Origin of the sequence: Bacillus sp. FJAT-28004 (assembly GCF_001280845.1) — a bacterium.
In the GTDB taxonomy this organism is placed as follows: Bacteria; Bacillota; Bacilli; order Paenibacillales; family Paenibacillaceae; genus Pristimantibacillus.
The window spans coordinates 15,162-35,001 of the sequence record NZ_LGHP01000001.1 but is presented as its reverse complement, the minus strand read 5'-3'; the positions used below and the strand labels follow the sequence as shown (position 1 = coordinate 35,001).

16 protein-coding genes are annotated in these 19,840 nt (G+C 43.9%); 1 reads left to right on the top strand and 15 read right to left on the bottom strand.

Features of this window, described 5'->3' with window-relative positions:
- Positions 1 to 11: 11 nt before the first annotated feature.
- Positions 12 to 908 (bottom strand): LysR family transcriptional regulator, encoded by an 897-nt coding sequence (locus tag AC787_RS00145; protein WP_054022934.1) that lies wholly within the window; start codon positions 906 to 908, stop codon positions 12 to 14.
- A 121-nt stretch (positions 909 to 1,029) separates the two neighbouring features.
- Here AC787_RS00145 and AC787_RS00140 point away from each other — a divergent pair, with 121 nt between their 5' ends.
- The gene (locus AC787_RS00140; RefSeq protein ID WP_152970551.1) at positions 1,030 to 2,112 is read left to right on the top strand and encodes a branched-chain amino acid aminotransferase; all 1,083 of its coding nucleotides are present in this window, start codon (positions 1,030 to 1,032) and stop codon (positions 2,110 to 2,112) included.
- A 66-nt stretch (positions 2,113 to 2,178) separates the two neighbouring features.
- On the opposite strand, the gene AC787_RS00135 is transcribed toward AC787_RS00140, so the two are convergent.
- The 14 genes from AC787_RS00135 to AC787_RS00070 form a co-directional block, all read right to left on the bottom strand.
- Positions 2,179 to 2,580 (bottom strand): VOC family protein, encoded by a 402-nt coding sequence (locus tag AC787_RS00135; protein ID WP_054022932.1) that lies wholly within the window; start codon positions 2,578 to 2,580, stop codon positions 2,179 to 2,181.
- 99 nt (positions 2,581 to 2,679) lie between these two features.
- The gene (locus tag AC787_RS00130) at positions 2,680 to 3,879 is read right to left on the bottom strand and encodes an MFS transporter (RefSeq protein WP_054022931.1); all 1,200 of its coding nucleotides are present in this window, start codon (positions 3,877 to 3,879) and stop codon (positions 2,680 to 2,682) included.
- Between the two features lie 110 nt (positions 3,880 to 3,989).
- Positions 3,990 to 4,514, bottom strand: coding sequence for a YfiT family bacillithiol transferase (locus AC787_RS00125; RefSeq protein ID WP_054022930.1), 525 nt, complete (start codon positions 4,512 to 4,514; stop codon positions 3,990 to 3,992).
- 117 nt (positions 4,515 to 4,631) lie between these two features.
- Positions 4,632 to 5,387: a class I SAM-dependent methyltransferase gene (locus AC787_RS00120; RefSeq protein ID WP_054022929.1), complete on the bottom strand. Its 756-nt coding sequence runs from the start codon at positions 5,385 to 5,387 to the stop codon at positions 4,632 to 4,634.
- 354 nt (positions 5,388 to 5,741) lie between these two features.
- Positions 5,742 to 8,096 carry an S-layer homology domain-containing protein gene (locus AC787_RS00115; protein ID WP_054022928.1) on the bottom strand — a complete coding sequence of 785 codons (2,355 nt, stop codon included), beginning with the start codon at positions 8,094 to 8,096 and terminating at the stop codon, positions 5,742 to 5,744.
- A gap of 45 nt (positions 8,097 to 8,141) precedes the next feature.
- Positions 8,142 to 9,767, bottom strand: a complete 1,626-nt coding sequence (locus tag AC787_RS00110) for an extracellular solute-binding protein (RefSeq protein WP_054022927.1) — start codon at positions 9,765 to 9,767, stop codon at positions 8,142 to 8,144.
- Between the two features lie 32 nt (positions 9,768 to 9,799).
- Positions 9,800 to 10,690, bottom strand: coding sequence for a carbohydrate ABC transporter permease (locus AC787_RS00105; RefSeq protein WP_054022926.1), 891 nt, complete (start codon positions 10,688 to 10,690; stop codon positions 9,800 to 9,802).
- A gap of 32 nt (positions 10,691 to 10,722) precedes the next feature.
- Entirely contained in the window at positions 10,723 to 11,649 is a 927-nt protein-coding gene (locus AC787_RS00100; RefSeq protein ID WP_054022925.1) for an ABC transporter permease, read from the bottom strand.
- Entirely contained in the window at positions 11,646 to 12,977 is a 1,332-nt protein-coding gene (locus AC787_RS00095; protein WP_054022924.1) for a 6-phospho-beta-glucosidase, read from the bottom strand. The genes AC787_RS00100 and AC787_RS00095 overlap by 4 nt, the downstream gene beginning before the upstream one ends.
- A gap of 13 nt (positions 12,978 to 12,990) precedes the next feature.
- Entirely contained in the window at positions 12,991 to 13,995 is a 1,005-nt protein-coding gene (locus AC787_RS00090) for an N-acetylglucosamine kinase (protein ID WP_054022923.1), read from the bottom strand.
- Between the two features lie 28 nt (positions 13,996 to 14,023).
- On the bottom strand, positions 14,024 to 15,124 hold the full coding sequence (locus tag AC787_RS00085; protein WP_321166091.1) for a LacI family DNA-binding transcriptional regulator: 1,101 nt from the start codon (positions 15,122 to 15,124) through the stop codon (positions 14,024 to 14,026).
- Between the two features lie 25 nt (positions 15,125 to 15,149).
- Positions 15,150 to 17,375 (bottom strand): family 10 glycosylhydrolase, encoded by a 2,226-nt coding sequence (locus tag AC787_RS00080; protein ID WP_054022922.1) that lies wholly within the window; start codon positions 17,373 to 17,375, stop codon positions 15,150 to 15,152.
- A 525-nt stretch (positions 17,376 to 17,900) separates the two neighbouring features.
- Positions 17,901 to 18,608, bottom strand: coding sequence for a DNA alkylation repair protein (locus AC787_RS00075; protein ID WP_054022921.1), 708 nt, complete (start codon positions 18,606 to 18,608; stop codon positions 17,901 to 17,903).
- Positions 18,609 to 18,690: 82 nt separating this feature from the next.
- Entirely contained in the window at positions 18,691 to 19,839 is a 1,149-nt protein-coding gene (locus AC787_RS00070) for an ABC transporter permease (protein WP_054022920.1), read from the bottom strand.
- Between the last annotated feature and the right edge of the window lies 1 nt (position 19,840).

Sequence of the window (19,840 nt, the reverse complement as noted above, 5' to 3'; positions counted from 1 at the left end):
TTACCCCCTTCTTAAATTTCTGTACGAAAGCTTTCAATAAACTGTTGTGCGCGCTTAGACAAATAATGATCTTTCAGCCAGAGAATGCCGACATCGGACTGAAAGTCCGCATCCTCAATGTCGAGCATTTTGACGACGGTGCTTGGAAAAGAAGACATAACCGACTTCGGAAAAACGGTCGCTCCGATCCCGCAAGCTATCAGAGACATAATAATCGCGACGCTTGAGCATTCGCATATAATATTAGGTACGAAACCATGACGTTTGCACTCGTTCACGACCTGCTCATGCATGCGCGTCGTTCGGTCCGTCTTCAAAGTAAGGAACGGAAATTGGGCAAGTTCCTTCATGCAAAGCGATTCTTTTCCTTCATATTCGGGCCACGAGCTTGGAATGACGGCTACAAACGGATCTGATGGAAGCGGCATAATGGAGTATTGCTGCGGATGTTTCTGCGCCTCAAACGGGAGCCTAGCGATAACTAAATCAATCGCGCGTTTCTCCAGCTGTTCACCAAGGTAGAAGTGATCACCCTCCGAAATTTTAAATGTAACTTGAGGGTATTTGTCTCTGAATAACTCGATATTTTGGGGCAATAAGGAAATGCAGGATACAACAGACCCGATCGACAGGACGCCGCGAACCCCTTCCTCCATCCCCTTTACTTCTCTGAGGGATTCATCGAATTGCAGGAGCAGCGATTCCGCCTTCTGCTTGAGCAGTTCACCTGAATCGGTTAGTATTAGTCCTTTGCCGTTTCGCTCAAACAACTTGACGCCAAGCTCCTCCTCCATTTGCTTTAATTGTCTGCTAAGAGGCGGCTGTTCCATATTAAGCAGCTTTGCAGCGCGCGTAACCTGTCCCTCTTGTGCTATAGTTAAGAAGTATTTAAGCTGCCGCATGTCCAATTCGTTCGCTCCGTTCTTCCATACTTTAAAGGTATGGACATTCAATAAAATAGATATTTTAAATATATCGCATGAAGTGATAGCATTCAATTAACGATCATAATTAAGGGAGATGGCCCATTTGCTACAATCATTGGAAATCGAGTTAACCAAAAACAAGAAACAACAACCAGAAGTCGACCAGCTTGGATTCGGCAATCATTTTACGGACCATATGTTTATTATGGATTATTCGACGGACAACGGCTGGCACAAGCCGCGTATTCTGCCTTACCAACCGATCGTATTAGACCCTGCAGCTAAAGTTTTTCATTATGGACAAACGATCTTTGAAGGCTTGAAAGCGTATAAAACCGATGATGGTCGCGTATTGCTGTTTAGACCTCAAAAAAACATACAAAGAATGAATCGCTCTAACGAGCGTCTTAGCGTACCTGAGCTGGATATTGATTCAACGATTGAAGCTCTGAAGCAGCTTATTTCGGTTGATAAGGATTGGATTCCAACAGCACCTAGCACGTCGCTGTATATTCGTCCCTTCGTCATTGCGACTCAGCCGCAGCTTGGTGTAGCACCATCTACAGAGTATAAATTCATCATCATCATGTCGCCAGTAGGCGCTTACTACACAGAAGGCGTGAACCCGGTTAAAATCTTCGTTGAATCCGAATATGTTCGCTCCGTGAAGGGCGGCGTGGGCGAAGCGAAGACTGCCGGCAACTATGCTGCTGGTCTGAAAGCGCAGGAACTTGCTAAAGATAAAGGTTATTCTCAAGTGTTATGGCTTGATGGCGTACATCGCAAATATATTGAAGAAGTTGGCAGCATGAACGTCTTCTTCAAAATCAACGGCGTTGTTCATACACCTGCTTTAAACGGCAGTATTCTTGATGGAGTGACTCGCAATTCCATCATTCACATGCTCCGTCATTGGAACATTGAAGTTGTTGAACGTCCGATTACAATTGAGGAGCTTTACGAAGCTGGCCGCAGTGGCGCGCTTGAGGAAGCTTTCGGTACAGGTACAGCAGCTGTCATCTCTCCAATTGGTGAGTTGAACTGGCAGGACGATGTACTCGTCATCAATGAAGGCCAAACAGGCGAGATCTCCAAGAAGCTATATGATACGCTAACTGGCATTCAAATGGGCAAGATTGAAGATCCATTTGGTTGGATGGTAGAAGCTAGTCCTGTGAGCGTCTAGCATATTTTAAAAAAGGCTGCCGAAGGAATTATCGGCAGCCTTTTTTCTATACGTTGAGCTAAATTTCTAGTTACCCTCAATGCCATCCGTTCCGCCAAACGCAAAATGGTAGCCATCAGGGTCCTCAATTACAAATTCCTTCCAAGGACCCCCATCTGCATAGATGGTTGGCTCCACGGAAATAATAACATTCTTACTGCGGAACTCATCATACAAGGCATCTAATTGTGCCCATGTTTCAGTGTAAACCTGCACATCGACGGCATAACCGCCGCCAGCAGGACGCTGATTTGGCCTTACGTCAGAAGGATCGGCTGCTTGGAACAACTTGAGTGCAACGCCCTGCAAGCCGCCCCGCTCTGCCCACCAATCCGTGACGGTAAACCCAAGCGCATCGCGATAGAAGTTTTGAGACTTTGCTAAATGGGATACCATTAACACGGTCAGAGAGCTAAGTTTATTAGACATTTTCGCTTCTACTCCTTTGATAGCATCGTAATCATTACTTTTATTCGCTTATTTGTCTAAATTTCCCTTTTTTCTCTAATGAGAAAAAGGAGCAGCTTCTCAACTAGATATCTCTACTTTTTGGACCTCTACTATTTTAGGACGAAACCCAAAACCAAGCAGCGCGAAAACGAGGAAGGCCGCACCTAAGAATAGAAAAATGCTGTGTACAGATACATAACGAATACCATAACCGCCAAGCGTCGGACCCATGATACTTCCAATGCTGAAGTGAATCGAAGCGATAACATTCGCCGCAGGCAGTATAGCCCTTGGTAAAATATCCGCTGCATATGCAAGGCCCAATGAGTAAAATGATCCGACGACTCCGCCAGCAATAGCAAATAATACAAAGAGCAGCGCGATATTGTCTCCAGCAACAGGTATTGCGAAGAATGCCAGAGCGCCTACTACTCCGCATCCAATCAACACCGGTTTCCTGCCAATCCGGTCACTCCAAATGCCAAGCGGCAGTTGAAGAATTAGAGCCCCTACCCCAAATGCCATAAGCAGAAGAGATATCCAATGCTGACTCAGATTGATGCGCAAACCATATAATGGGAAGTTACTATTCATAGAAGCTTCCATCAGTCCATATAAGAAGCCAGGTATAAGCACGAACCACGCGAGGCGATAGGTTTTCACGAACCGATTCTCAGACGCGCTGCCCCGTGCAACCCGCTCCGGCATTTCGTTCTTCATACGCAGCACGAGCATCAGTACAGTGACAAAGAACACACTGGACACTAAGAACGGAACCGCCCTTCCAAGTGGAAGAAGATTAATGCCAAGTGGCCCTAAGCTGAAGCCCAGTCCATATGCCATGCCGTACAAGGAAATAAATTTCCCCCGTCGATCCGCTGGACTTGAGCTTACAATCCATAGCTGAGTTGCATAATGGAGCGAGCTGTCCCCAACACCCACTAGCAAACGCAAGACGAACCATATAGCCAATGACTCCGTGAATGGAAATAGCAGGTTAGCGAGTGTAACTAATGTAATACCAACTAATATGACTTTTTTGTACCCAAAACGCATGACCGGCTTCTCAACGAAAAACATCGTGCAAAAAATTCCGATATACATCGCAGCTGAATTAATCCCGTTCATATCTGACGAGACGCCTGAATCCTCCAGCATAATCGAAAGCAGTGGCAGCAGTAGACCTTGACTCATACCCGCTACTACGACAACTAAAAGCAATGTGGTTAAACGAACACGGAAAGAAGGCGAAGCTGAAGCTAAAACACTTGATGACAAACCTGTTGCACTCCCTTTAATATAACTAATTCTGATTTTCTCCTTACACATTGTATACCTGGCAGCAAAACCTGACAACCGCTCTTTCATTGGAAGCTCTGCGTTAACTGCTAGAGATAACGATCTTTTTGGAATATGGAAGTGATCTGTGCGATATGATGCCGACCATGCCAAGAAAATCTTTGAAGCGCGGCATCAAGACTCATTAGGCCGTGAGTAGGACTTGTAAATGATCGTTGAAAATCTGATGGATGTAATGTACGTAGGATGGCTGTAAATCGATCATGAATAGCTTCGAGGAGAACTAGCGAAGTCTCAACAGGTGTCTCATAATCGCTTAGTTCTGCCCACAAATCTTCTCGATACGAGCTAGCCGTTGGATTATCCTCCGTTAGCGCTCTCTTGAAACGGATAAAGGCATTCATATCGTTGTCGGCCATATGGTGGACAACCTGCCTAACGGTCCAACTGCCCGGACGATATTGTAAAAGCAGCTGCTCAGTGGATAAGTTTTGCACCGTTTGCCGAAGAATGGGGGATATTCGCGAGACATCCTCAATCCAGCTATTGCGAAGCTCTAACGTCTCATGCTGCATGAGTTCAAATTGTCCGATCGGATAACGAAGATCATTCATACCCTCACCCTCTCATCTTTAATTGTATTTGCAATGCTGCCAGCTAGCAAAGCAAAAAAGGCCGCCATTAAAAAATGTCGGCAGCCTTCTGTGTCTAATTCCAAGCGTAGTCTAGACTTACTTTCTTGCTCTAAAAATCATAAAATTCTGGTCGTCATTCAATGGTTGAAAATGATAACCGCCATAAATAGAAATGTCTTTGAATCCAAATTTCTCGAGCATCATCATGAATTCATACTTGTAATACCATCGCAGCTTCATTGTATAAAACTTCGTTTCAATTAACTCATGATCTCGAATAATTTCATAACGCTCTACCTTCGTTTGCAATTGTTCAAGATAATTTATGGTTGATGTTGAACTCACCATAACTTCTGAACCATCATTTCGTTTACCTGAGGCGCCAACAGTCCATTCTTTCTTTTCTGCATCTTTGGGAATAAACAAAGGGATTACCACTTGCCCGCCTTCTTCAAGAAGCAAGTATAGTTTGCTTAAAACGCTCATAGCTTCTTCTCTTTCTGCCACGAGCATAAAGGAAGCAAGCGGAATAAATATAGTCTTGTACTTTCGGGGTAAATCCAGCTCTTGCATGTACTGCTGATACAAAACAGGAGAAAGATCCTTTTCTTTAGCTTTGAGTCTGCAAGTATCCAGCATATCTTCTGAGCAATCAACGCCTTCAACCTCAAACCCAGCACTTAAGTACGGTAATAATAATCTTCCTGTTCCACAACCAATCTCCAGAGCCAGTCCTGGCACTTCATTCATTAGCTTCTCGTAAAATTGCGTATCAAAAAATATGTCGCCATGCCACCAAATATCATAGGTTTCTGCTACAATGCCTTGATAGGAACCATTAGTATAAAACATTTATTTTTCCCTCCATGTTGTGGACTTTCTCCTACACGGAAGGCTAAAGCATGTCGCTATCCCTTCCGCGCCTCTGAATTATTAGGGTTATCAGCAAATTTGTTTTTGTTCATCTTAATCACTCGCCTTCCAATTATATACACCAACTATAACGCTGTTATGTAAAAAATGTCCAATATAATCTTGTTCCTATTAAGTATAGGAGGTCTCGAAAATAAAGTCTTATAATGCCTCTGCTTTCTTGAACTAAAATATAACTGGAGATACTGCCCTTTAGCGTATCAAAGGGCTACACGACTGGTAGCCCTCTTGATACTGAACGATCGTTATTCGTTAGTTTAATATCGTTTCTTTTTAGCTTTCGTCAGCTGCAATAATCTGAACATTAGTGAACACTGCCTGATTATCACTTGTACTGGCTGGATTGCTTAGTGCTAAGCCTATATAGACATTTTCACTCATAACAGCTTCAAAACTGCTGACTACCGTCCAGTCCTCTCCATTATCAGAGATTGAACCGGTAAATACATTGCCGCTGCGATTCAGCTTAAGCCACACTGGCGGACTCCCAGCCATCGTCTGATCGACAGTGCCTTCTCCCGTATTCTCCCGATATTGAAAGGTGACTCCATTGGCGGGGGTAACCATCATATCTACATGCTTAGCGTCCACATTCAGCGTCTCGCGAATCATCAAGCCCGCTTTGGCCCACTCACTCATTTCTTCCATTACAGCCACTTGCGTTATAATCGCCCCATCCCCTTGCAATGGCTGATAAATATAATTCAATAGATCGTTATTTCCCCAAATATCGGTTGAGCTGCCTGTCAACTTGAATGCCCCGTCCACCGTATTATAGGAAGCATCGCCTGACTTCAACCCGATATTTCTAGCTTGCCAAGGCTGAGGCAGATCGGCTTCATAATCCTGTTCCACAGGAGGCTCCCAGCCTGCCGTTGGCCATGATCTTCTCTCATCGATTGCCTTAAGCACATTCCAGTCCCATGCGCCATAATTAAAGTAGGAGAGATGCGTAACAGCAGGGAAATTCTCTCTAATCCCTCCATAAACGGCTTGATATTCGTCATCCGTCCAATTGTCATCCAGCGTTGGCACAATCGCTACACCAGGACCAACAAGAGACGATGTATCAGATAAAATCCCATTCTCGTCAAAGACCCATTCCTCATTGAAGCCCCAATCATCGAAATAAGCCATCGGTGCGACAAAATCAACTGCATCCTTGAACTTCGAAGCGTTCTGCCCAACTTCTACGAATTCCGGCGGCAAAATGAAAACGCCCAGCTCCATGCCCGCTTTAATCTCGTCGATATCCTCACGAACATTCTGCACATAACCGCCTATTTGATTCGTTCTCCATTCATTCCATTCATCTCTGCGGGCAGAATCTTCATCAAAGTTAATATCGAGTGGAGAATACCCGTATTTACTCTCATATAAGTTAACTGTATAGCTGCTTACATCCATGTTGTAATTGTCGAATCTCAACCAATCCAATACGACTCCATCGATATCATAGTTGCTTACAACCTCTTCAATAATCGAGCGTTGATAGGCTTGAACATCCGGATGGATCGGGTTGACAAAATATTCACTGCTATTCGAACCTGTATAAGGCACTACAATACCGTCAACTAAAGCGTGCATCTGCCAGCTAGGATCCACATGAAAGGCTGCCTGATCGTGAAACTGAGGAATCCATGCGCGAACCTCGATACCATTCTGATGCGCCTGCGTGATCACATGCTGAAGCGCATCGAAGCTCTCATAGCCATTGGCAATCGGGGCAATCGCACTGTCATAGAATACATGACCGGAAGGCACCTCATCGTCTTCATCCTGCTTGACACTCATATTAATAATATCCACATTGTACTTAACGGCTTGCTCAACAAAGTCCGCTACATCATTTGCATTTCGAAATTGGTTAACCGTCCGTACCGTAATCTCGGTCATGAAAGGCGTGTTCTCTTCTTCAACTGGCGTGGTTACACCACCGTTATTGCCATTTCCGTTATTTCCGTTTCCACTGACATTCCCATTTCCTGGTTCTTTAGGAGATTGGCTTAATTTAACTTGCAGCGAGCGGTTCAAGATAACCACCATCTCCGCACGTGTCAAAGGATTTAGCGGGCTAAAAATATTTTCAGAATTATATCCGCGCATGATTCCGTGAGTGACTACATTGCCAATAGCTTCCTTGGCCCATTCGGCAAATTGTTCACTATCTGCAAATTCCATAATCGCTGCAGGTTCTTCCGCTTGCAATTGAAGCAAACGATTTATGACGACAGCAGCTTGCTGCCTTGTAATGGAATCTCGCGGCGCGAACTGCTTTGCACTCTTGCCGTTGATATAGCCCGCTGCGACAGCCCTGGCAACATCTTGATAAAACCAACTATTCACAGGTACATCCTGAAAGGTCACCTCAGATTCATTCGTGAATTGAAAGGATCGATTGACTAAAGCCACAAATTCAGCTCTCGTTAAAAGCTGGTCCGGCTGAATTGAACCATCCCCGTAGCCTTTCAACCACCCCTTATCCATCCATTCTGTTAATTCCTTATTAGCACTATGATCGGCAGTATCCAATTCCGATTTTGCCTCCGCTGCAAAGCTAAATGAAGTGAAGAGCATACTAAAAATTAGCGTTAATATGATTATCCTATATGATTTTAAATGACTCATTCTCCGGCCCCCCTATTGTAGATTTGGGTTACACCTTGCTGCCACTCAATAATCAGCATTAATTTTTTTAACATTCGCCTGCCATCTCTCAGTTTTAAATTCCAACAGCCGCTCCAGTCCTGCTTTTTCTGCATCTTTAGCTGTTTTCTCTATAATGGATACGACCTCATCATCGGATTTAGCAAACACCATATTCGCGAAGGCTACTGTGTAAATATCAGAGATTTGCTGTGAGATAATGCCGAGCTCTGAGTCAGGCAGCGGATCCACATTGACGAATTCGGTAATATCCTTCGCTGTCTTCCAAGTGACCGTGCTTTGTGCAATCGTCTCCCATGATCTTAGCTCTTCTGACAAGGCCATCTCCAAGTTTACCTTGGCTTTATCAATAAAGGTCGTATTGCCGGCCCAGTTGAAATCTTCGAATTTCCTCATCGTTTCAGATCGCTTATTGACGTCTCCAGTTGAATAGTTTTCATTCGGAATTGGCGATCCATCCTCATTTTGCTCATCCCAATACAGACCTTGTGGTCCGAAAAATAAGACCTTCTGTCCTTCTGGTCCTGTAATCCAGTCATAATAAGCGAAGATTGCTTCCGGATCCTTGGCTTCGGTCGTAATAACGTTGACATTCCATCCTAAGCTTTCGAATCCGCTCACAAATATATTATTTTTGTCCAATCCAGCTTTATGAACCGGCCATAAAATTTCATAACCACCGTCTGGTTTAACCTTAGTCACTTCACGATGCCCTTCCGCTCCGTAAGTAGTAATATTTGATTCGACCATGACAGCCACACGGCCTGTGTTTACTTTTTCTTTGACTGCATCCTGAGTTTGTGTAATTGCATCTTGGGTAATCAGCCTCTCTCTGAATAGCTTGCTAATATACTTCATCGTTTCCTGGAACGCAGAGTCCTCGTAAATCGAGACTAGCTTGTCGCCTTCCGGATAACCCCGCAATCCAATGAAATTACTAGTTACACCTTCTTTGAAGCCTCCGTACATCATTTCCAAACCGGCACCCTTCTCGCCAACTTCAAGCGGAACAACATCTGGGTACGTGTCTCTGACTTTAATTAAGTAATTATATAGATCATCGTATGTTTCCAGCTTCGGTCTGCCGAGTTCATTATAAATTTCTATGTTTATCATCCATCCGCCGTTCCCAAAGGTTCCAGACGTATACCAATTTGGAATTTGATAGATTTTCCCATCCTCGGATCGAAGCAGATTCAGCGTGGATTCCTTCACATATTTTTTAAAATTGGGATACTTCTCGTAATACTCATCAAGTGCCACAAGCTTTCCTGCTTGAACCAAGCGATCGACGGTCTCTCCTCGATCAGTAAATATGACATCTGGCAGATCGTTAGAGACAATCATCGTGTTTAGCTTCTCCACAGATGCGCCGCCGGCTTGAATCGGTTTAACAGTAACTTTCTTGTTGTCCAAAATCCATTTGGTCGCCTCGTTATCAGCCCATGGCGCCGTAGTTAACCAATCATAATGGCCATAAAATGAAAACGTTACCGACTTCGAACCCTCATTTCCTTCCGAATTATTCGGGTTGTTCGATGCTTTCGGCTCATTATTATTGTTTGAACAAGCAGCCAGAAAAACCATTAGGACAACAATAAACAACGATACCCATCTTAATCTTGTAATCATTTTTTCCCCTACCTTCTTTTTTTTTATTGGGACTATCCCTTTATCGAACCGATCAATACCCCTTTGACAAAGTATTTCTGCAGAAAAGGGTATGTCAGAATTATGGGAATAGTAGCAACCATCATCGTAGCCATCAGGAGAGATTTTGTCGTTATACTTCGGTTTCTGTTGATATGCTCCATGGCGATTGCATTGCCGGATGACATTTCTGTCATGATATTCGAGTTCATAATTTGCCTTAATAAGGTCTGAATCGGCAATAGCTCATCCTTGGAAATATAAATGGCTCCGGTAAACCAATCATTCCAATGACCAACTGCCGTAAATAATCCGATCGTAGCTATGATTGGTCCCGAGATAGGCACAACAATTCGAAAGAAGATTCCGTAATTGCTGCAGCCATCAATCTTCGCCGATTCTTCCAGACCATCGGGAAGTGAGGAGAAGAAGGTACGAAAGATTATCATATGATAAACACTGATTAATCCCGGAATAATCATGACCCAGAACGTGTTCATCAATCCAAGATTTCGCACTAGCAGGAAGGTCGGAATTAACCCGCCACTGAAAAACATCGTCACAATGAAGAAAACCATATAGTTGTTCCTTAGCAGCAGTTCTTTCTTAGACATCCCGTATGCCAGCAGCGACGTAACGAATACGGACATAATCGTACCGATTACAGTACGCATCACCGAGATCCAGAAGGAGTTCAACAACCGAGTATCCTTGAATACAACATTATAATTTTCAAGTGTAAATACCCTCGGCCAGATCGTGACTCCGCCCAGTGACGTATCTCTTCCTTCATTAAAGGATATAACCAGAGAGTTCCAGAAAGGATAGAACATCACTATTCCCAAAATGATCAGGCTTACATATATAAAAGTCTGAAACACCTTATCACCCGTGCTAAGCCTCATGCTTGCATCCCCCCTTTATATTGCAGTATGAATTACCACAGACTAACTCCCGCCTTGCGTGCCAATCTATTCGCTATTAACAATAAAGCAACACTAATAATGGACTTGAACAAACCAACAGCTGTCGCGTAAGAGAACCGTGAATTTTGAATGCCTACACGATAAACATAGGTATCTATGACATCTGAATATTCTCTGAGGATGGGATTGGTGGCTAGCAACAGAATATCTTCGAATCCCGCACTAAGTATCCCGCCAATCGCCAATATCATGAAGATGATAATAACCGGGGTTATACATGGCAGTGTGACTAAATAAATTTGCTTAAATCGGCTTGCTCCGTCTATAGATGCTGCTTCATACAGCGTTGGATCCACTCCAGCAATGGCCGCTAGGTAGACAATACTTGCAAACCCAACCTCCTTCCATACGTTGACGCTTACTAGAATCGTCCAGAAGTACTCAGGTATGGATAGAAAATTTATGGGATTCTCTATGAGATTCATTTTTTCAAGAAGAATGTTGGCTGTACCGTTATCAACCGATAGTAATGAGACGACGAAGCCGGATACAATGACCCAGGATAGAAAATAAGGCAGGTAACTGACCGTTTGAATGATACGTTTAAAAGCCATATTTCCAATCTCATTGAGCATGAGAGCCAAAATGATCGGTGCCGGGAAAGAAATGAGCAGCTTCAACAAACTAATGGCAATTGTGTTGCGCAGCACATTGGAAAATTCCGGAGCATTGAAAAATAGACGGAAATTAGTCCAGCCGACCCAACGACTATCCCAAATCCCAGCGAAAATGTCATATTGCTGAAAGGCCATTAACACTCCATACATCGGAATATAACTGAATACAAATACGAAAATGACTCCGGGTATTACCATGGATTGAAGATCCCATTGTTTCATAAATAAGCTGCGTCTAGATGGCTTTGCGTTGATTTTCATCCGCCTTTCACTCCTTTGCCAGGATTAGATGAATGAAATAAAGGTAAGTAGGCTTGGTTGCATTGCATCATTTCGTCTAACAGCTGTTCTGCGATATGTACCGATGGAACCAACGGGTGATGAACCATGGCTTGCAAAGCTAGACCATGATCACCATGTACTGCGGCCTCGATGGTCAAGCTTTCACACTGTTTAACGGCGGCAAGCACTCCCTTAATGGATTCGGGAATCTTGGACAGGGGCAGCGGAATGGGACCTTGCTTGGTCACCACACAATTCACTTCGATCGAAGCGTCCTCCGGCAAGAAATCTATGATCCTGCCATTCCTCACATTCAAGGTTTGAATATCTCTTGTATCGTTGTGTAATGACTTCATCAGCAGCACCGCAGCTTCTGAATAGTACGCTCCTCCTCTTTGCTCCAATTGCTTCGGTTTTTCGGCCAACTCGGGGTCACGATAGAGCTCGAACAACTCATTCTCCAAACGCTGAACAACCTCCGCCCGCGAACCGCTAGTTCGACCCGCCTCTCTCTGCTCCTGCAGCAGCTCATCCGTCCTATAGTAATAGCTCAAATAATAGGATGGAATCGCTTTCAAAGAACTGAGAAATCGATGACTCCAATCCTGATAAGGAACATTGCTGGCATGATACGTTTGCGGATAATCGATTAATTGCTGAATGCGGCTCACTCCATCAACGAATACGTCAGATACCCAGTGCAAATGGTTGATCCCCACGAATTCCGAATATATGCGTTCGGAGGGAAGCTCGAAAAATTCTGCCAGCCATTTCTGGAAGCCAATCGGCGAATTACATAGCCCCACACTCTTCACGTTGGAGTGCTTCAGCACCGCTTCTGTCACCATACCGGCAGGGTTAGTGAAATTCAACAGCCAAGCGTCTGGGGCAAGCTCCTCCATATCTCTGCATATGTCGAGAATGACAGGAATGGTTCGCAAGCCATTCATCAGGCCGCCAGGCCCCGTAGTTTCTTGACCAATCACTTCATATTTCAGCGGGATTTGTTCATCCCATTTCCGCGCCTCCAACATGCCAACTCGAATTTGCGTACATACAAAATCTGCTCCTGCAATCGCTTTTCTGCGGTCCGTGGTGGCATGGATTTCAATGAGAAGTTTGGATTTCTCAACCATTCTCTTGCTCAATTCTGTGATGATCTGCAGCTTTGCAGCCCCTGCTTCAATATCCACCAGCCAAATCTCTCCGATAGGCAGCTGTCCATGGTGCTGTATAACACCCTCGATCAATTCCGGGGTATAGGACGATCCGCCGCCAATGACAACCAGCTTCAAATTTCCTTTCATACTGATCATTCCTTTAATTAGTATTTTGAATATTTCGAATATTTCGAATACTATTTATCTTAAGTTTGGTCAAATTATTCATGATATCGGGTGATACCTCTTCACCACTGCTCTCCATGGCTAGAATAAGAGCACCGACCGCCGGCTCCGTATTTAATAGGGTAATCGAACAATGAGGTGCCGCTTGCTTAGCCTTTCTTTCAATGATACTTCGCAGCAGCCCGAACTGATCGCCGCGTGTCAATATACTGCCTGCCAAGACGATATCAAATGTCTCCTCGTTCATTGCCAATCGATTTATGGTTGCTGCGGCCGCTAATCCTAATTCTTCTCCCTGCTTCATCAGGATTCGTCTGGCCACTTCATCTCCTTGCTGCACGGCATCGAACAACAATCTTGCGATTTCGACAGGCAAATGTTTGGAGTGATCAAGGAAATTATCCCTTAACACCTCGACGCTTTCATAACCTAATTTATTAATCAGCAAATTCGATAAGCGCGTTTCTTCCTCTCTGCCCTCCCAGGCACGTATCACGCTGCGAAACACCTCTATACTCAAATCTTGTCCTCCGCCAAAATCACCGAACATATAGCCGAATCCACCGCATTGAAAGGATTCGCCTTTCCTGTTTATTCCCGAGCAATTTACCCCAGTTCCACATATGAGAACAACACCATAAGGCTGATTCGTTCCTGCTCGAAGCGCTATTGACGTATCACATGAAATATCTGTATTCGGAAGATTCATCTTCTGAATGATTGGCCTTAAGATGCGATAGTCGCTTTCCCTGTCTGCACCAGCAAGCCCAAACCATGCAAATTCGATCTGATCAGCGGTTAATTGGGCATGCCTTAGTGCATGTGAGACTGCACTCTGCAGGCTTTCTTCCGCTTGATCACGATTGTTTTGGTGATTGCCGTTTCCTCCTCTCCCCATACCCAGAATGGTTCCCTCGGAATTAGTGATGAGGGCATAGGTTTTACTTCCCCCTGCATCAATACCCATATAATATTTCAAGCAAATAGTCACTCCTATTTAAATTGATTTATTTTTTTCTCAAGTAAGCTGTAGATTCTCTAATCAATAATTGGGGATTAAGCTTGGTGACTGTCGTTTCCTGAATCGTACCGTTAATATGCTTCAGGAGCAGATCAACACCGAGAGTGCCTAATTGTGCTTCAGGTTGTCTGACGGTCGTTAATCTCGGGAAAAATCCAGCAGCAAGCACCTGATCATCATAACCTACAACTGAAATATCATGAGGTACACTTAGCCCTTCTTCGCTTAGAGCATGGATAACACCAAGTGCAATGAAGTCATCTGCTGCGAATATGGCCGTCGGCAGGCTCTCATCTCTTATCCATTTCTTAGCTACCTTATAACCATCACTTACAGTAAACTGACTATACTCAATAGCAAACGGAGTTAGCCCTGCTTCGGATAAGGCTTGCAAGTATCCCCTTCTTCGCTCCTTCACACTCAAGAACAGTGTCGGTCCTCCAATATGGGCGATCTCCGTGTGACCTAGATCTATCAAGTGCTTCGTCGCTTCATATCCACCTTGATAATTATCTACAACCACACTCGATACATCATCATGCTCTTCTTGATTATCCAGTAATACAAATGGAATATTCTTTCTTTTTAATTCGGCAATATAACTTTCTTCTTCAATAGGGGACAGCACAATAATGCCATCCACCCTGTCCTTCTGAAATAAGAAATTGCTGGTGTCCCCATCTCCCTCACTTTCCGATATAGACAAGGCTAGAAAGTATCCTTGATCAGCTAATTTCCGATTGGCAGCCTTAATCACTCTATCGTAAAATGAATCATTAAGATTCGTAATGGTCATGCCAATAATTCCGGTCTTTCCTCGAATCAGACTTTGGGCAGCGGAGTTGGGTTGATAATTCATTTCTTCCATAGCCTTTAATACCTTCACCCTGTTCTTTTCACGAACAGAGGGTGCATTATTGATTACTCGAGAAACCGTTACAACAGATAAGCCGGATTTTTTTGCCACATCATGTATATTCACTGTAATGTTGTTCTCCTTTTGGCGTGTATTAAAGTTAAATCCTTTTAATTCCAATGTGATGCTAGCATCCATCCAGCATTGTGTCAATCCTGGATGGATGTTCAACGTTGTGTATCCTATAATCAGCAGCTTATCTCACAATTTGGACCTGATTGAACAAAACCTGATTGGTGGTAGAACTGCCTGGATTGCTAAGAGCGAGCCCAATGTAAGCTCCGCTATTCATGGTCAATGTGCGTCTGCCAACCTCTGTCCAGCTCACCCCGTTCGAGGAGATATAGCCTATGAATTGATTATTTATTCGCTCCAGCTTAACCCAGCGCGGCAAGGATACGGCAGTAACGGTGTCCATTGTAATGCCTCCAGTGGCCTGCCTGTATTGAAACGATGCTCCATTGCTAGGTGTGATAAGCATGTCGACGTGTTTCGCATTGGCTCCCAAAGTCTCACGAATCATGACACCCGCTTTTGCCCATCCGTTCATATTTGTCATATTGGAAACCTTAGCTATAATCGAACCATTACCGGTCAACGGAAGATAGGCATATCGCATTTTGTCTGTGGCACCCCATATATCTGAGTCCCTGCTCGATAAGGTATAGGTCCCTGACTGGTAAAGGGCAGCTCCTGTAGTCGAATTAATATCCGTGGTTTTCCACAGTACAGGCAAGTCGCCGCTAAGCGAGACATGATCGATTATCGCTTGACTATTGGTCGCGCTGCCCGAATTGCTCAGTGCCAAGCCTATATACACATTACTGCCCATTGCGATTGAGGCGCTGCTCACAGCCGTCCAATTCTCCCCATCCGTGGATATCGAGCCTGTGAACAGATTGCCGCTGCGCTCCAGCATTAACCACGATGGAGGAGTCTCAACTATGGTATGATCAACCGTATTCCCTTGATTAGCTGCTCGGTATTGAAATGCAGCTCCATTCGCAGGAGTTACTATCATGTCCGCATGTTTAGCATCCACAGCAAGCGACTCACGGATCATAACGCCTGCTTTAGCCCAACCATCCATATTGTTCATTCCAGTGACCCGAGCAACAATCGATCCATCCCCTTGCAGAGATTGATAGATATAGTTTAATTGATCTTCATTACCCCATATATCTGAATTGGTGCCTGACAATGTGAAGGCCCCTCCGCTATAGTTAGCACTTCCTGGCTTTAATCCGATATTTCTTGCCTTCCATTCAGTCGGAATATTCGCTTCATAGTCTTGTGCAGCAGGCCAGGTCCTTCGTGTATTAATATCACTTAGCACGGTCTCATCCCATGCTCCATAGGAGAAGAAGGAGAGATGAGTCACTTGAGGAAAGTGATTTCTAATGCCGCCATATACCTCCTGATACTCATTCGCTGTCCAATCGTTATCCAGCGTTGGCACGATTGTTACTCCAGGACCAGCAAGAGACGATGTATCGGATAAAATCCCATTGGCACCATAGACCCACTCCGTATCAAATTCCCAATCATCAAAATAAGCCATCGGGGCAACAAAATCAATGGCATCCTTGAACTTCGCAACATTCTGACCAACCTCTGTGAATTCCGGCGGCAAAATATAAACACCTAGCTCCATACCCGCTTTAATCTGGTCGATGTCATCGCGAACATCCTGCACATAACCGCCTATTTGATCCGTTCTCCATTCGTTCCATTCATTCCTGCGTGTAGAATCTGCAGCAAAGTCAATATCGAGCGGGGAATATCCGTATATACTCTCGTATAGGTTAACCGTGTAGCTGCTTACATCCATGTTGTAATTGTCAAATCTCAACCAATCGAGTACAACACCATCGATATCATAGTTGCTTACGACCTCTTCAATAATCGAGCGTTGATAAGCTTGAACATCCGGATGGATCGGGTTGACGAAATATTCATTGCCATTCGAGCCTGTAAAGGGTACTACAATGCCGTCAACTAAAGCATGCATTTGCCAGCTCGGATCCTCAAGAAATGCTGCCTGATCATGGAACTGGGGTATCCATGCGCGAACCTCGATACCATTCTGATGCGCCTGCGTGATCACATGCTGAAGCGCATCGAAGTTCTCATATCCGGCGGCAATCGGGGCAATCGCACTGTCATAGAATACATGACCCGAAGGCACTTCATCGTCTTCATCCTGCTTCACATTCATACTGATAATATCCACATTGTACTGAACAGCCTTTTGAATGAATGCGGTTACATCAGTGATATTTCTAAATTGGTTAACCGTCCGCACAATAATCTCGGTTCCAAATGGTGCTTGGCTTGCCTGAACCCCCGATGAATGAGTAGGAAATAGGATACCGAAAAAAAGCACAATCACCAGCAATTGCAAACCTTTTGTTTTAATCATCCTAATATCTCCACCTATCTCAGCAAAAGTATAAAGCATTTAACTTTCAGGCCAAAAAAATATTAAAACCTTGAGGTAACACATTGAGCCATTAATCATTTTTTGATAAAGTCCGACAAATGGTTTGTTTTTTCAAGCCGTTGTCAAATCAATTACAAATGCGTATAAAGTTTAAAGGATTTAACTTTAGGTAGATATTATCATTCAATTGGAAATACGTCAATAACTGGAATAAAAATTTCGTTCTTCTGAGAGAATATCACTTTCGGTCAGGAGACTATTACATTGAGCAGAGAAGAAATGAAGAAGATACTTGTGGTGGAGAAAGTCATTAATGGACATATGACAAATATTGAGGGAGCTACGGCGCTGGGAATTTCCGTCCGGCAAATCATTCGGCTAAGAGCACGAGGGAACGTTAGGGTCCGGCAACACCAGTTCTTATACTGGTGTTGCCGGTTTCTATATTTTTCTTTCAGCAAATGGCTCGCACAACTATCAGGTGCCCCACTTGCATCAGATAGTTTAACACCTTACATATTTACGTTTGAAACCAATTTGCCCTTTATCTACTGCCTTTTGAATAGTTTCGGAAGCGAGTAGAAACTTGCTTTTTGTCTTGTCCCGTTTGACTTCTACTGGGCCAACTGCCTTCGCGGTCTCGACCGCCTTATCATGGAGAGGCAAATAGGATACCCCCACTGTGTAAAGATAACTATTCATAGCATATTTTGTTCGTTCGGGAGAATCGTGAATCGTATTTTTCACAATTTCAAGCATATTGGCAAGTTTACTTTCGGAAAATTCAAAGTCTGGTCGATTACCCAAAAGCCAGCAGTAACAACTCCAGCCCGCTGACATTTTCAACTCTTCGCCGCTTTCGATCCATTTATCAGCAACCTCTTGTGCAATATCTGTTTCTGCCAAGGTTACTGCCACTACATAATCGGAAATCATATAAAAATAAGCCGAATCTATCCAATGGTTAAAATCAGCTTCAGTCATTGCTTTTGGGTCTGCAATTACGCCGGCAAAGTACATGGCGTCGTAATTCCCCGTTTTGTAAAGTTGCTCAGCCAGAAGTTGGTTTTTTTTAATTTTCTTGGCGATGGGCTTCATTGCGCCTGTAGCCACACCAAAAAGCGGTTCATGCGCGCCATTGGACACGTATATTTTCTTGGTTCGTTCCTTGCCGAGAGCTTCAAGTTCCTGCATAACCAATTCGAAATTCATTGTTTAACACTTCCTTATTTTTGAAGGATTTCATCCATTTTATCATAACCACATACTGGACTGCGATAGCGGGAATAGCTTCTTAAATATAGCTTCGAGTATCATTGTTCCTGCCAAACTTATAGACGGCTATTAAAGATAAGGCCACGGAAAAAGCAATCAAAATGATCAGGTTCAAGGATAATGCCCCCATGGATACTCCTTGTTGTAGGTTGCTAAAGGTATCCAGAAGCCAATATTGTGGAAGAAAATGCGCGAGCTGCTGCATGGTTGTCGGCATTAATGCAAGCGGGAACATACATCCAGATAGCAAGCTGCTAGGAATAAGGATCATATTCTGCATGCCGCTGGCTGCTGAAGAGCTGCTTGAGAATGCCACGATTACAAGCGATAAACCTATTGCCACTAGTGCAAATAACACAAGAATTAGGAACATGCTCCAAAAAGGAATACCCGGATCAACATGAAAAATATTGATCATGATCAACAGTGTCACCGCAATCTGAAGCATCATCATAGTCAAATTAACGACGATATTAGATAAGACATAGGTTCTAGGATTGATCGGTGAGGATAAAAGGCGATAATAGGTTCTATTCTCTCTTTCCTTAATAAGAATTCCAGATAAATTCGAAGCGGACACCAGCATGAGGACGAGCAAGTAACCTATTGATTGATTGGTTTTGTTGTAATTTACGGATTGATCCTGTACTTTCTCAGCTGATAATCTGAAGTCTGTTTTTTGAAATCCCTCATAAAGGGTATCAAACTTAGCCTTATCTCCTTTAACCACCTTGCCGATCGAAACCATATTGTTAATATGTTGATCCAAGGATGCTTTCACATGTCCGGTAACCTGCGCCCCCTTAATGGATACGATCTTAACATTTGCGGGCTTGCCGTCAATCAAGCTCTGTGCGAAACCTGCGGGAAGGATAATTGCTGCATCCAGCTCGCCAGCAGCAACCAGCTCTTTTATCTCATTCTCCTTAATCTCACTTACAAGCATGGAATCCTGTCTGCCCACCGAATCGATAACACCCTGTGTTATCGTCTGACCTCCATCATGATTAACAATGCCCATTCTCAAATCGGTTACTCCCGAGCCTCCTTGGACTAGTGTCGCGAGCAAAATTCCCATAACAGGAAAGACGAAGTATATAAATAGATTCAAATAGTTCTTAAAGGTAGAAATAAATGTCTTCCGGATAAGCCATAACGTGTCTCTCATT